We start from the raw sequence: 14116 nt of genomic DNA on the forward strand, positions 1-14116 counted from the left end.
ATGCACCAGCGGCAAGGCCGGACGCTTTCGGCGCGGCAGATAAACGCTATTCGTTATTTCACACAGAGGAAATCCCAGTGGAAAAGAGATTTCAGGTATTTGTAAGCAGCACCTTCAAAGACCTTGAGGCAGAGCGGCAAGAAGTCATGCACGCGCTGCTAGAGCTTGATTGCATGCCTGCTGGAATGGAACTATTCCCCGCCGCCAATGAAACCCAATGGAACCTAATTAAGAAGGTAATAGACGATTGCGACTATTACCTTCTGATTTTGGCTGGCCGGTATGGCTCAGTAAGCCCCGAAGGACTCAGCTACACGGAAATGGAATACAGATATGCGCTGTCGATCAACAAACCAACAATCGCATTCATTCATAGAGATCCCGGAAAAATAATTGCGGATAAGACCGAATCGACGGAAGAAGGAAAAAGCAAACTCACAGAGTTTCGTACTCTTGTTGAAAAAAAACTATGCAAGCACTGGGACACGCCGCAAGAACTTGGCTCAGTTGTAAGCCGTAGCTTGATACAGCTAATTAAATCGAGTCCTGCCGTTGGGTGGGTCCGTGCAAATGAGCTCGCGGACCGAGATGCGACTATGGAGTTGCTGCAGTTGAGGCGCCGAGTAGAAGAACTCCAATCAGAATTAGCAAAGGCCAGAACATCGGCGCCAAAAGGAGCAGAGGGTTTGGCTCAAGGCGAAGAAACCCACTTACTACGATTTTCGTTCAGAGCAACCGATCCGGCTGGATATCCTTCCGCCACATGGAGCAGCTACTTCAGCCCGACCTGGGATGATTTGTTTTCAGTTGTAGCTCCGTTAATGATTAATGAGGCTCCCGAAGAAGCAATCAAATCCGCATTGGATTCACTGGTGGAGGAAGAGAACGTAGATCGCTTACGTGAAATCGAAAAGCTTAAACGACACTCCCTAGCCCGATTCTCTTTGCATCAGGAAGATTTTCAGACTGTTAAGGTTCAGCTTCGGGCATTGGGTTTGATTGCAAAAAGCGAAAAAGCGCGTAGCGTCAAAGATTCTGGAACCTATTGGACGCTAACACCATACGGCGACGAGGTTATGACCAGGCTTCGTGCAATTCGGAGCAATCAGGTCGAAGAACAACCAGATGAAGATATTCGTGAAGGTGAGGAATAGGCTCACCCATCATTCCAAGGGACGCGCCGCGATAAAGCCGCGCCGCGCCCCTGAATTCAAACGTTGGGCGTCACACGGATCAAAGTGGAGGCAAGGAATGAGAGGTCACCTCGTATGGCGGGCGTAAAAGACAATGGTCCGGTCGGAACGAGCACCAATCAGCCAGTAGTGGATGGTGGAACGCTGGCGCGCTCAGCGTCGCCACAACCCGGATCGCTTGGGGTGCACAACGACCAACAGGACTTCGAGGCAGCATTCAACCTGCTGCAAGCCGAAATGGCAAACGTTGCCTTTATCGCCACCATAGACGGTGCCGCACGGGCACGATACGATCAACTCGCGCGCGACTTCCGAGACAACATTTATGCGCGCGTGAGGGCGGGCAAGCTCACATGGCGGGAGGCTGCGGAACAGGCGCGCGAAATGCGGGATGATGTTATGAAACTAATCCGGCGCCGCAGTACTCCGGTCGGTCGGTCGGTCGCTGAATGGCTAAAGCCGAAGAGTCCCACGCTGAATGAACTGGTTGCAAGAAAAACTATCGAACTGTTTGGTCGAGACGCTAACTTTGCCAGGTTGACTGCGGAACAACAAAACCGAATCTACGCGTCTATCGTCGAATCGGCGGGTAAGTCCAACCCGCGGATTACAGCCCGCATGCGCACGGTGTCACGCGCTGGGCGCGGGCTGCTCGTGCTGTCACTGGGTATTTCAGTCTATACCGTTGCCACCGCTGATGACAAAGCAGAAGCAGCGATACATGAGGGGGCAGTAACCGGCGCCGGCATTGCGGGCGGCGCGGCCGGCGGTGCACTTGCGGGTTTGGCTTGTGGCCCTGGTGCCCCGGTGTGCGTTACGATTGGCGCCTTCGTTGGTGGAGCGGCAGCAGCGATGGGCGTCGATTTCTTTTGGGGAAACTGATGCGACTGGCCGACGAGATTGAGTTGCGCGTTCACTCGACCGGAGACGACGGCCCCTGCAGTGACGTCTGGATTGCGGGGCGTCCAACCGGTGAGGTTGTTTCTGGGTGTGTTCTCGAAGCTGCCGTGCGGTGCGATCGAGGTTGGCTGTTGTTTGTAACCGATAACACACCTGCTGAAGAAATGCTGACGATTCATTTTCTCGATGACCAAGGGAGGTTGCTTGATTCGGCGCATATCGGAGGGCCGTATACAACTGGATCATTCTCGGATCTGCATCTCGATCCGCCAACCACGGTGCATTTCCGTTTTATCGACGATACTGAGTGGAGTGTCCGTATGCTGCAAAAGCCACGATATGCTCTCCCGTGGTGGCCCGATGCACGGGGCGTCTGGCGTGGGGGTCGCCTAACACGCCGATTCAAAGTGTACCGTCGTCGGAGGTAACAGATTTTGCATACTAAAAGATAAAGTATTTTAGTGCATTTGGGCTTTGCCCGTCCGCCTTTTCATATTATAATATGAGAATGAACTTTTCCCCAATTGCCAAATGGCCGATCTTCACTTGCCGCCGCATGGAACAGCAATGGATACGCATGCACGGCGTCAAGATGGTTCGAGCTGGTATGTCGGCGAGTGATGTAGCGCGCCATTTCGATGTCTCGGTGCGCGCCGCTCTCAAATGGGTGGCGGCATTTTACGATGGTGGTCAGAAAGCTGGTGAGCGAATACGTCGCATCTACCGACGGCATGCTGGAGCTGCACTTCCTGCCGCCTTACTCCGCTATGCCAGTGTTCTCCGCCAAATGCGGCGCCGCGTTTAACGTCGATACCAACCCCAAGGGCCAGGTCCGCATGAACGGCAAGCTGGCCCAGGTCATCAATCGCCCGGACGGCCAGATTTCCGCCAAGTCGGACGGTGCCTCCGTCGACATCAACCCGAAGGGTCGCGGGACGGCGCGGCCAGGCTGATCGACAGAGCCCCCGGCCAGGCGGCTCGGGCGAATCCATCAGGGGGGCATGAACTTAGAAGAACTTCGTCTTTGCGTGGCATACTGCAGCGGCTAAGCTTGGCGGCTGCGTGCTCAACGAGTCGTGGCAGGGCGGCCACTCCCGGCGGCCCGCCATCCCCACACCCCTTTCTTCACCCAGGAGATCCGCATGTCCAGATGGTATGCAGACAATTCCCTGTCCATCGGCCGCACGCCGCTGGTCAAGCTCAATCGAATTGCCGACGGCGCACCGGCGAACGTCTTCGCCAAGATCGAGGGCCGCAACCCTGCCTATTCGGTCAAGTGCCGGATTGGCGCGGCAATGATCTGGGATGCCGAGGAGCGCGGTCTGCTGGGCCCGGGCAAGGAACTGGTCGAACCGACCAGCGGCAATACCGGCATCGCCCTCGCCTTCGTCGCCGCGGCACGCGGCATTCCGCTGACCCTGACCATGCCGGAAACGATGAGCATCGAGCGGCGCAAGTTGCTGGTGGCCTATGGCGCCAGGCTGATCCTGACCGAGGGCGCCAAGGGCATGAGTGGCGCCATTGCCAAGGCCGAGGAGATCGTCGCTGCCGACCCCGACCGACATGTGCTGCTGCAGCAGTTCAAGAACCCCGCCAACCCGGCGATTCACGAGAAGACCACTGGTCCGGAGATTTGGGACGATACCGACGGCGATATCGACATCTTCGTTTCCGGGGTCGGGACCGGCGGCACCATCACCGGTGTCTCGCGCTACATCAAGAAGATCCGTCGCAAGCCCATCCTGTCGGTCGCAGTCGAGCCCTCCGCCAGCCCGGTGCTCACGCAGACGCTCGCGGGCGAAACGCCGAAGCCGGGGCCACACAAGATCCAGGGGATCGGCGCCGGCTTCGTGCCGCAGGTGCTGGACCTCTCGCTGGTCGACGTCGTCGAGCAGGTGTCGAACGAGGAGGCAGTCGAATACGCGCGCCGCCTTGCCCGGGAGGAAGGCATCCTCGCCGGGATTTCGTGTGGTGCAGCGGTCGCTGCGGCTCTGCGTCACGCCAGGAAGGCGGAGAATGCCGGCAAGACCATTGTCGTCGTGCTGCCCGACTCGGGCGAGCGTTACCTGAGTTCGGTGCTTTTCGATGGCATGTTCGACGCCACGGGCCGGGCTCTGCCAGGCGGTTAGAAGGCGTCGCCCTGCGACCACGATGCCGCGCCACCGCCAGGCGAACGGGGCGCTCGACAGGGCCGCGGGAGCCGGGTCGGCTGGCGGCCGGTGCCCCGCGGGCTGGTGGATCGCCTCGCCATGCCGAGGGTGGGCGAGTGACCGCGCCACCACCACCAGCCCCGGCTCGCCGCCCGTCGCTGCCGAACGCGGCCCGCGGAGCGCGACACCGGATGCTGACGCAGCGGCCGCCTTGTTTGCATCCGACGAGCGACTCGCGTGTTCGAAGCGGGTGGCGGACAGGTTGTCCGAGCCGCGAGAGGGCCCGATCACCCGCTCGGCGGCTCGCAACGATGCGCATCGCTCGGCCAGGGCGCCGGTGAACGCGCGGCGCACATGCCCGAAGATGTTGACATCGCCTCCTCCCCGCGCAGCCTCGCACAGTTCGCGTCGACGAAGCGGGAACTGACGCGCTGGCGTTGACGCTTCCACCCGCAAGCGCGGTGGGCCAGGAACGACTTGCCGGCACCGGTCGCTCCAGCCAGCGGCAGCGGAGCATGCGAACGCCCGGGCTGCGCGCAATCGAAATGAAGGAAGGAAAGGAGTCATGCACCAGGCAGCCAGACAGCAGTCGGCGAGCGAAGTGATCGCGCTTCCCGGCGCCCAGCCGATCCACATGTGGACCGAAGGCGTACCGGTCGAGGAAGAGGCTCGTCGGCAACTGATCAACACGGCGCGCCTGCCGTTCATCTTTCGCCACCTCGCCGTGATGCCCGACGTCCATCTGGGAAAGGGGTCGACGATCGGCAGCGTCATCCCGACACGCGGTGCGATCATTCCCGCCGCCGTCGGCGTCGACATCGGCTGCGGCATGATCGCGACGCGCACGACGCTGAACGCCGCCGACCTGCCGGACAACCTGCATCCGCTGCGCACGCTGATCGAGCAGGCGGTGCCGCACGGGCGAACGGTGGGCCGCGGCAAGCGCGACGCCGGGAGCTGGGAGAGTCCCCCGGACCTGGTCAACGCGCTCTGGCGCGAACTGTTGCCCGGGTTTCAGCGCATCGTCGCCAAATACCCGCGCCTGCAATCGACCAACAACCACAAGCATCTGGGCACGCTCGGAACCGGCAACCACTTCATCGAAGTCTGCCTGGACGAGGCGGATCGCGTCTGGTTCATGCTCCATTCCGGCTCGCGCGGCGTCGGCAACGCGATCGGCAACACCTTCATCGAGCTCGCGCAAGCAGACATGCGGCAGCATCTGGCCAACCTCCCCGATCGCGATCTGGCATACATCGAGGAAGGCAGTGCGCATTTCGCCGACTACCTCGAAGCGGTCGGCTGGGCACAGGACTACGCGCGCCGGAACCGGCAGGCGATGATGTCCAACCTGGTCGCGGCGGTGCGCAGGCTCATCACCCGGCCCTTCGGCATCGACCAGGAAGCCGTCAACTGCCATCACAACTACGTGCAGAAGGAAACACACTTCGGCAGCGAAGTCTATGTCACGCGCAAGGGAGCGGTTTCCGCCCGCCGCGGTGAGCTGGGCATCATCCCCGGCTCGATGGGGGCGCGCAGTTACATCGTGCGCGGTCTCGGCAATGAGGAATCGTTCTGCTCGTGCAGCCACGGCGCCGGGCGCACGATGAGCCGCAACGAGGCGAAGCGGCGCTTCACCATCGCCGACCAGGAACGTGCGACCGCGCACGTCGAGTGCCGCAAGGACCAGGCGGTGATCGACGAAATCCCGATGGCGTACAAGGATATCGACGCCGTCATGCAGGCGCAGCGCTCGCTGGTCGAGATCATCCATACGCTGCGGCAGGTGGTCTGCGTCAAGGGATGAGGGCGCTCGTCCCGGACGGCGGCGAAGGCGGCGGGCAGATCCAGCGCCGCGCGCTGACCTTGCCGATGATCACCCGTCAGCCGTTCCGCCTCGAGCACATGCATGCCGAAACGCCGCCCACGCCGTGGGTGAATCGAGGTGATCAGATGACGGCGGCGACGACGCGTCCGAGCAGCAGACCGGCGACGATCAGGCAGAGTACGGCAAAGCCCTGCTGCAGGCGCTCGCCGGCGAGGCGCGCCGCGAGCAGGCGGCCGAGCAGCAGGCCGGCCATCGCGCCGCCGGCGAAAGGCAGGGCGATCTGCCAGACGATGCTGCCAGCAAGCGCTGCCGCCGCGACGCCGCCGGACGCGACCAGCGTCATGACGCCGAGCGAGGTGGCGACGACGCTCGCCGGCGGCAGATCCGAATGCCGGCTGAGCGCCGGAATGATGACGAAGCCACCGCCGACGCCGAGCAGCCCGCTGAGCAGGCCGCTGACCACGCCGGTGGCGCCGAGGACGCGGGCGCAGCGGCGGTTCCAGTCGAAGCGCCCGACCGCCGGATTCAGCCGACACGCCTTGTCCGCGACGTCCGCGGCAGCGCGTGGCGGCAAGCGCCACAGCCTGCGGCCGCCCGTCCACGCCAGCAGCAGGGCAAAGGCCAGCGTCAGCGGCTGATTCGGGATGCGGTGCGCGAGCCAGACGCCCGCCGGCGCAGCGAGGATGCCGCACAGGCCGATCAGCCCGGCGGCGCGGTAGCGCAGGATGCCGCTGCGCAGTCCGAGCAATGCGCCCAACCCGGCAGCGAGACCGACCGCCAGCAACCCGATCGGCCCCGCCTGCTGCATCGGCAGTGCCAGTCCGAAGACCAGCAGCGGCACGGCAATGATGCCACCGCCGGCACCGGTCAATGCCAGCACCAGCCCGACGGCGGCGCCGAGCAGCGGAGCAACGATGGCCTGGTCGATCGGCATGCAGACCTCAAAGGACGTTGAGGGGGATCTTCAGGTAGCGTGTGCCGTTCGCTTCCGGTTCGGGCAGCACGCCGCAGCGCATGTTCACCTGCACGGCGGGCAGCAGCAGGACCGGTACCGCCAGCGTCGCGTCTCGCCGCTGTCGCAGTTCGACGAATTCATCCTCACCGACACCGTCGTGCACGTGGATGTTGCCCTGCCGCTGCTCGCCGACGGTGCTGACGAAGGCGTTGGGCCGGCCGCCGGGCGGATAGTCGTGGCAGAGAAAGAGCCGGGTCTGCGGCGGCAGTGCGAGCAGCCGGCGCAGCGAAGCGTAGAGCGCGTGTGCGTCGCCACCCGGGAAGTCGCAGCGTGCCGTGCCGGTATCGGGCATGAACAGCGTGTCGCCGACGAACACCGCCTGCTCGTCACCATCGGTGAACAGGTAACTGACACAGGCCGGCGTGTGGCCGGGCGTGTGCAGTACCGTGATGCAGAGACTGCCGACGGTGATCGTCTCGCCGTCGCCAAAGAGATGGTCGAACTGGCTGCCATCGCTGGCGAAGGCGGCGCCGGCGTTGAACAGGGCAGCGAAGACGCGCTGGACGACGGTGACCCGTTCGCCGATTCCCGTCCGGCCGCCGAGTCTCTCCTTGAGATAGGCGGCTGCCGAGAGGTGGTCGGCGTGAACGTGCGTCTCGAGGATCCACTCGACGCGGGCACCGGTCTCGACGATACGGTCGACCAGCCGGTCGGCATTGCCGGTGCTCGTCCTGCCGGCTCGTGGATCGTAATCGAGCACGCTGTCCACGATGACGACACGTGTTCGCTCGCCGTCGAAGACGAGGTAGCTGTTGCTGCTCGTCGAGGGATCGAAAAAGGCTTCAATGTGCATCCTGCTGCTCCCCGTCGGGTGCTGGCCGACGGACGACGGCCAGCACGAAACAATATATTGACACACATAATACTTAGACACATAATATTGTCAAGTAGAACTTTTGGCGGGATCGAAGCATGCACGGCAGCAGTCTTGATATCGAGTCGATGCGCGCAGCGGCCGGCGAGGCGACGGCTGTCCTTGGCGTGCTGGCCAACACCAACCGCCTGTTGCTGATGTGCCAGCTCAGCCAGGGGGAGAAGTGTGTCGGCGAGCTCGAAGAGCTGCTCGACCTCCATCAGCCGACGCTGTCACAGCAACTGGGTGTACTGCGCAGCGCCGGGCTGGTCAACACGCGGCGTGACGGCAAGAAGATCCACTATTCGGTCGCCGACGCACGCGTGCTGGCCTTGCTGGATACCCTCTATCAACTGTACTGCCCGCGATCGCTGCAGGGGAACCCATGATCACCATCGACTGGCTGCACTTCACACCCGCCAGCTCCTTTGCCGGAGGCCTGCTGATCGGCTTCGCGGTGGCGCTGCTGATTCTTCTCGAAGGACGCATCGCCGGTATCAGCGGCATCGTCGGCGGCCTGCTGCAGCCGCGCCGCACCGGCGACGTCGGCTGGCGACTGGCATTCGTCCTCGGGCTCGTGGCGGCACCGCTCGCCTGGGGGATGTTGGCGCTGTTGCCGCAGGGGCGCATCGACGCCACCTGGACGACGCTCGTCGTCGCCGGCCTGCTGGTCGGCTTCGGCAGCCGGCTCGGTTCAGGCTGCACCAGTGGCCACGGTGTCTGCGGCCTGTCGCGCCTGTCACCGCGCTCGCTGGCCGCCACCGTCGTCTTCATGGCAGCCGGCTTCGCGACCGTCTTCGTCGCCCGTCATCTTCTCGCCTAGGAACCGCCGTGAGCATCCTGATTTCCCTGCTGATCGGTCTCGTCTTCGGCTGCGGCCTGATCGTCTCGGGCATGAGCAACCCGGCCAAGGTCCTTGCCTTTCTCGACCTCGCCGGCGACTGGGATCCCTCGCTGGCGCTGGTCATGGCCGGCGCGATCGCCGTCGGCCTGCCAGCCTTCAGCGTCGCCAGGCGGCGGCAGAACTCGCTGCGCGGCAAGCCGCTGCAGATGCCGACTGCCCGCCAGATCGACCGCCGCCTGCTGGCCGGCAGCGCGCTGTTCGGCATCGGCTGGGGTCTGGCGGGAATCTGCCCCGGACCGGCGCTCGTCCTGCTCGGCTCCGGTGCCGTCCAGGGCGCCGTCTTCGTCCTCGCCATGCTCGCCGGCATGGCTGTCTTCACCGCCTTCGAGCGCCTGTCGCAAGCGCGCGAGGGCCGCTCTGACCGTGGTCAGTGATCCGCGGTCCGTCTTTCTCAGGAGAGTTCAATGTATTCGGTAGATGTCGATGATTCGAAAGTGATTACGGTAAGCGGCGGCAGGCATCGGGTGAGTTACGCCGTCGATGGCTCGCTGATGAACCCGCTGGAGGCCTTCTACGCCGTACTGGCGAGCTGCGCAGCCGTCTATGCGAAGAAGGAGTGCAAGGAGATGGGCATCTCTGCCGCCGGCATCAGGATCGGCTGCAAGCCCTTCGCCGGCCATGGCGGTCCGCTGACGCTGTCGCGCTTCCGGACCGAAGTGAGCTTTCCCGAGACCTTTACCGCCGAACAGAGGGATCGCGTGCTGCAGGCGATCAGCGAGTGCGCCGTCAAGAAGATCGTCCAGACGGGCGGCGAGATTGCCTTCTCGGTGAGCGAAACCGCCGCCGCCGTCGCAGCGGCCTGAGGAGGCAAGCCATGAAGTCGCCCATCGCCATCGCCCTCCTCGTCACCTGCAGCCTGCCGGTCTGCGCCCAGGATCTGGCTGCGCTGACCGCCGAGACCAGGAGTACCGTCCTGCCGGTCGTCCCGAAAGTCATCGCCACGATGCAGGAAGCCGTGGCGAACGAGGGAGTCGCCGGCGCGATACCCGTCTGCAAGGATCTCGCACCGCAGCTCATCGCCAAGAAACGCGCCGAAACCGGCTGGGACATCCGGCGCGTCAGCCTGAAGACGCGCAACGCGGCGCGCGGCACGCCGGATGCCTGGGAAGCGGTGCAGCTTGCCGATTTCGATCGCCGCGCAGCCGCCGGCGAGAAACCGGAGACGATCGAGACGAGCGTCATCCTCTCCAGCAATGGCCGTCCGGTGCTGCGCTACATGAAGGCGCTGCCGGTGAGCGAGGTCTGTCTCGGCTGCCACGGTCCCGCCGACGGGCTCGACGCCGAGCTGCGGCGGACGCTCGCCGAGCACTACCCGAGCGACCGCGCAACCGGTTACACGAAGGGCCAGATTCGCGGGGCCCTGACGGTCATCCGCCCGCTCTGATCGGCCCCGCTCGCTGGCGACCGGCGACGGGTTGCAGCCGTCGCCGGCGCGTCGCCGCCGTCGGGTTCAGCGGGTCGCTGTGCGCCGCCGCTGGCCGAAACCGGCGAGACCCAGCGCCGTTGCCAGCAGTGCCAGTGAGCCCGGCTCGGGAACTCCGTTCGAGGGATCGGCGATCACTTCAAAACTGATGTTGTCGATACCGATGTTCCAGTCGGTTCCCCACTCGATATAGGCGCTGCTCGCCCCGGCAGTGTTGAGACCAAAACCCGAATGGCGTGGCAGGGTGGCAAAGTCACCCTGCACCGTCGTCGGCGAGAAGGTTCCGGTCACCGCGCCGATCGCGGCCACGATCGTCTGCGCGTTCAGGTCCGCGTTCGGCCAGCCAGCCAGCTCGAAGAACACCGAACTGATCAGCCAGCCGGGGTCGGCCGTGAAACTGATCCGGGCGAGGGTGCCATTGGTCGGAGTGAACGCGACCTTCGTCAGGTCGCCGTAGTCGTTGTTCCAGAACAGGAGGTTGTTGGTGCTACCGCTGCTGCCACTGTAACTCACACCGATCCTCGTGTCGCCGACGCCGCCGAAGCCGTGGTCACCGTAGTTGGCCAGGATGGGATCCCAGTTGTTCAGGGCAAGGTTGTCGAAATCGATCGTACCCGCATTGGCGAGCGAGCTGGCGCCGGCAAGCAGCAGGGAAGCGAGCAGGGAGGAAAGAGTTTTCACTGTTGTTGGTTCCGGTAGTGGTTGGTGGGCGGCGAAGAATTCCGCGTTGCCGCCATGCCGTACCTGACTCTTGGCGGTTGGCTGAAAGCAACGCTGCCTGAAACAAAGCAAATATCGTGCCTGCATCGGAATTATTCGCCAACCGGTTGATCTAATGCCAGTAGGCATCGGCAGCTCACGGAGTGTTTCCTTCTGCCTGTAAAGCCTGCCGACATGGCGCTGCGGAGCGGGTGCGCTGCCGCCGGCCGGCAGGTCACGGCAATCGCTTCGACGACTGCCGGCGTGCTTTGCTCAGCGCTCCTCCTGCCCGCCCTTCGCAGCAGCCCGGACAGCCGCGGCGAAGCCTTGCGGCAGGGAGCGGATGTTGAGGTCGCGCTGCGGGAACGGGATGTCGATTCCCCGTTCCGCCAGTGCGCGCGAGATTCCCTGGTTGATCTCGTGCTGCACGCGCATCCTCCTGTCGAGCGCGCCGACGAAGGCGCGAATCTCGAAGTCGAGCGAGCTGTCGCCGAATGCCACCAGGAACACCGACGGCGCCGGGTCGCGCAGCACGTCGGGATTGCCCTGCACGACATCGAGGATCAGCCGCTGCACGAGGGCGATGTCGCTGCCGTAAGCAACCCCGACCTTGATCAGCAGGCGGATGATCTGGTTCGACAGCGTCCAGTTGACGACATGGCTGGTGATGAACGCCTTGTTCGGAATGATCACTTCCTTGTTGTCGAAATCGATCACGGCCGTCGCGCGCGCGCGGATGCGCGCCACCTTGCCGGACACATCGCCGACGGTCACCACGTCGCCGATGCGGATCGGCCGCTCGGCCAGGACGATCAGTCCGGAGACGAAATTGGCGACGATCTCCTGCAGACCGAAGCCGAGCCCGACGCCAAGTGCAGCGACCAGCCACTGCACGTCGTCCCAGCCGACGCCGAGCAGACGACTGGCGACGACGAGGCCGCTGGCCGCGAGCGCGTAGCGGGTCATGACGTTGATCGCATAGGTGGCGTCCGCCTGCATGTCGAGGCGCTGCAGCAGGACGATGTCGAGCAGCGAGCCGATGCGCCGAACGACGACGCCGGTGATCAGCAGGACGACGATCGCCAGCAGCAACTGGCCGACGGTCACCGAATGCGTCAGCTCTTTGCCCGCGACCGTTTCGGTGTGGCTCCAGAGCCGGTGATCGGTGATCGCCCCGAGCGTCGCCACTGCGTCACGCCACACCCACCACAAGGCGCCGACCAGCAGCAGGGTGACGACGAAGTCGAGCAGCGAGCGGGTCTCCTCACCGAGCGCGGCAATGTCGACACCGGGCCGCTGCAGCCCGCCTGCCGGTGACGCCACTGCTTCTGGTGCGGTCGCAACCGGCGGCGTTCCTTCGCCACCCGCAGCGACGGCGCGCTCCCGCGCCAGCCGCCGCCGCTGCATCTGGACCCACAGCGCCATCAGGCCGTAGAGGATCACCGCCAGCAGGACGAAGAAGAAGGAATGGACCAGCCGGCCGAAGACGTAGCCTGCCGCAACGACATAGCCGGCGAGCGCAAGCGCCGCGACGGCGCACGGGACGCCGACGAAACCGAGCAGCCACAGCGGGCGCAGGCGCACGGCCCAGCTGCGCGGCGCGACCTCGCGCCATCGGTGCATCAGCGCGCTTCCGGAGCGCAGCAGATGAAGGAAGAGCACGGCCACCGCGAGGGCACCCAGAGCGAGCGCGACGCGAGCGAGACTCTCTTCGTTGGCGAATGGCGCATGCGCCGTTCCGTTCATCGCCGCGATCAGCATCAGCACGACCAGGACGCTGGTCAGCGGGCGCAACCCCCGTGCCGTCGCCGCCACCAGGTCGGCATCCCAACCGAAATGGCGAACGGCAACGCCGATCGGGTCGAGCAGCCGGGCGGTGATGAGCAGCGCCAGCAGGAGACGGCCGACGACGAGCAGAGCGTGTCCCAACGCAGCGCTGAACTGCTGGCTCTCGGCGGCGCCGAGCAGCGGACTGGCAGCCGTCCACATCAGGAGCGGCAGCGGCAGCGCCAGCAGGCAGGTGACCACCAGTGCTGTCAGAGCATGCCGGAGCTTGTAGCCATCGTCCGGCGACGCCGCCGGCGCAAGGGCATGCAGCAGACGCCGCAACCTGCCGCGCAGGGCCAGCAGCATGCCTGCGGTCAACACGGTGACCACCGGCCACAGCGGCTGGCGTGCGATTTCCGCCTGCATCAACTGACCAGCCTGCTGCCAGTTGCCGGCCGAGAAGGTCCAGCGCAGTGCCGGTGCGAGTTCGGCGAGCGTGCGTGCGCTCGACGGCGCTGGTGTCCAGAACAGCAGCTCGGTCAGCTTCTGTCGCGCGGCATCGGCCTCGGCAAGCAGCGCATCCGCCACCTCGCCAGACTCGTTCAGCCTCTGGCGCAGCTCATGCTGTTCTGCCGCCAGCCGCTGCAACAGCTCGCGCTGCTGTCGCAACGCCGCCGCCAGCGCGCGCAGCGCATCCGCCCGTTCCTCGTCGCTGATCGCTGGTTGCATCTCTGCCAGCAGTTTCTCGCTCGTCGCGTCGAGATCCTCGATCCGGTGCAACGCACGCTCGACCGCGAGTTCGGCATCGCTGGCACTGGCGAGAAGTTCCATCCGGCGTTCCCTGCCGGCTGCTGCCTGCTCGGCGGACGGCAAATCCCGCAGATAATCCCTGAGCGTCTGCGCGAACTCCGGCCCGAGTGCCTGCACGCTGGCGCGACGCTCGACCCAGCGCATCTGCTGTTCGAGTTCGGTGCGCTGCCGGCGCAGATCGGCAAGCGCCTTTTCCGGCTCTTCGCGGGCCCGCTCCGTCTCGGCGATGCTGGCCTGGACCTCGCCGTTCCGGTCAGCGACGGCGCGCAACGGATCGGCCGGCCGCGCCAGACCATTGCCGGCCAACAGCACGCACAGCGAGACGAGCAGCAGGCGCACGACGCCCGACCACGCCGCGCCCTCGCCGGGGCACCGGCCGGCGAGCCGTTGCACGAGACCGATCGCGCCGTGCCGCAGCGCCGCGCTGGCCACCGCAGCGCTGCTAGTCGGCCGCCTGCGCCTCACAGGCCGCCGCCCCAGCGGTACTGCCAGGCGATGCCGACCAGATCGAAGTCGTTGCCGGTGTTACGTCTTCCTCTCCCAGAGGGCTGAGGCGCTCGCTCATCCCGCGAAC

The 14116-nt window shown here is 64.7% G+C and carries 14 protein-coding genes; 10 read left to right on the top strand and 4 right to left on the bottom strand.

Going from position 1 to position 14116, the window contains the following annotated elements; all coding sequences use genetic code 11:
• The 5 genes from NFW30_RS13135 to NFW30_RS13155 form a co-directional block, all read left to right on the top strand.
• On the top strand, nt 1–1154 hold a 1154-nt coding region (locus NFW30_RS13135; RefSeq protein ID WP_295355563.1), incomplete at its 5' end, for a DUF4062 domain-containing protein.
• A 222-nt stretch (nt 1155–1376) separates the two neighbouring features.
• Nucleotides 1377–2075, top strand: coding sequence for a hypothetical protein (locus NFW30_RS13140; protein WP_295355565.1), 699 nt, complete (start codon nt 1377–1379; stop codon nt 2073–2075).
• Between the two features lie 574 nt (nt 2076–2649).
• Complete coding sequence (locus tag NFW30_RS20085; protein ID WP_363322106.1) at nt 2650–2898, top strand: helix-turn-helix domain-containing protein; 249 nt, start codon at nt 2650–2652, stop codon at nt 2896–2898.
• A gap of 337 nt (nt 2899–3235) precedes the next feature.
• Nucleotides 3236–4222, top strand: a complete 987-nt coding sequence (cysK, locus tag NFW30_RS13150; protein ID WP_295355569.1) for a cysteine synthase A — start codon at nt 3236–3238, stop codon at nt 4220–4222.
• A 655-nt stretch (nt 4223–4877) separates the two neighbouring features.
• A complete protein-coding gene (locus tag NFW30_RS13155; RefSeq protein ID WP_295355588.1) occupies nt 4878–6050 on the top strand; it encodes an RtcB family protein in 1173 nt (390 codons plus the stop codon).
• A gap of 142 nt (nt 6051–6192) precedes the next feature.
• On the opposite strand, the gene NFW30_RS13160 is transcribed toward NFW30_RS13155, so the two are convergent.
• Together NFW30_RS13160 and NFW30_RS13165 are read right to left on the bottom strand one after the other, a co-directional pair.
• Nucleotides 6193–7005 (bottom strand): sulfite exporter TauE/SafE family protein, encoded by an 813-nt coding sequence (locus NFW30_RS13160; protein WP_295372255.1) that lies wholly within the window; start codon nt 7003–7005, stop codon nt 6193–6195.
• Between the two features lie 7 nt (nt 7006–7012).
• A complete protein-coding gene (locus NFW30_RS13165) occupies nt 7013–7879 on the bottom strand; it encodes an MBL fold metallo-hydrolase (RefSeq protein ID WP_295355573.1) in 867 nt (288 codons plus the stop codon).
• 119 nt (nt 7880–7998) lie between these two features.
• Between NFW30_RS13165 and NFW30_RS13170 the strand changes: the two genes are divergently transcribed.
• From NFW30_RS13170 to NFW30_RS13190, 5 genes are read left to right on the top strand one after another with little or no spacing between them, the layout of a single operon-like run.
• Nucleotides 7999–8328 (top strand): metalloregulator ArsR/SmtB family transcription factor, encoded by a 330-nt coding sequence (locus NFW30_RS13170; RefSeq protein WP_295355575.1) that lies wholly within the window; start codon nt 7999–8001, stop codon nt 8326–8328.
• A complete protein-coding gene (locus NFW30_RS13175) occupies nt 8328–8762 on the top strand; it encodes a YeeE/YedE family protein (protein WP_295355589.1) in 435 nt (144 codons plus the stop codon). The genes NFW30_RS13170 and NFW30_RS13175 overlap by 1 nt, the downstream gene beginning before the upstream one ends.
• Before the next feature lie 8 nt (nt 8763–8770).
• Entirely contained in the window at nt 8771–9217 is a 447-nt protein-coding gene (locus NFW30_RS13180) for a YeeE/YedE family protein (RefSeq protein ID WP_295355577.1), read from the top strand.
• Nucleotides 9218–9247: 30 nt separating this feature from the next.
• Entirely contained in the window at nt 9248–9646 is a 399-nt protein-coding gene (locus NFW30_RS13185) for an OsmC family protein (protein WP_295355579.1), read from the top strand.
• An 11-nt stretch (nt 9647–9657) separates the two neighbouring features.
• The gene (locus NFW30_RS13190) at nt 9658–10227 is read left to right on the top strand and encodes a DUF3365 domain-containing protein (protein ID WP_295355581.1); all 570 of its coding nucleotides are present in this window, start codon (nt 9658–9660) and stop codon (nt 10225–10227) included.
• A 66-nt stretch (nt 10228–10293) separates the two neighbouring features.
• On the opposite strand, the gene NFW30_RS13195 is transcribed toward NFW30_RS13190, so the two are convergent.
• Both NFW30_RS13195 and NFW30_RS13200 read right to left on the bottom strand, forming a co-directional pair.
• Complete coding sequence (locus NFW30_RS13195) at nt 10294–10947, bottom strand: PEP-CTERM sorting domain-containing protein (protein ID WP_295355583.1); 654 nt, start codon at nt 10945–10947, stop codon at nt 10294–10296.
• Nucleotides 10948–11238: 291 nt separating this feature from the next.
• Nucleotides 11239–13974 carry a mechanosensitive ion channel domain-containing protein gene (locus tag NFW30_RS13200; RefSeq protein WP_295355585.1) on the bottom strand — a complete coding sequence of 912 codons (2736 nt, stop codon included), beginning with the start codon at nt 13972–13974 and terminating at the stop codon, nt 11239–11241.
• Between the last annotated feature and the right edge of the window lie 142 nt (nt 13975–14116).

Origin of the sequence: Accumulibacter sp. (assembly GCF_023806635.1) — a bacterium.
GTDB lineage: Bacteria > Pseudomonadota > Gammaproteobacteria > Burkholderiales > Rhodocyclaceae > Accumulibacter.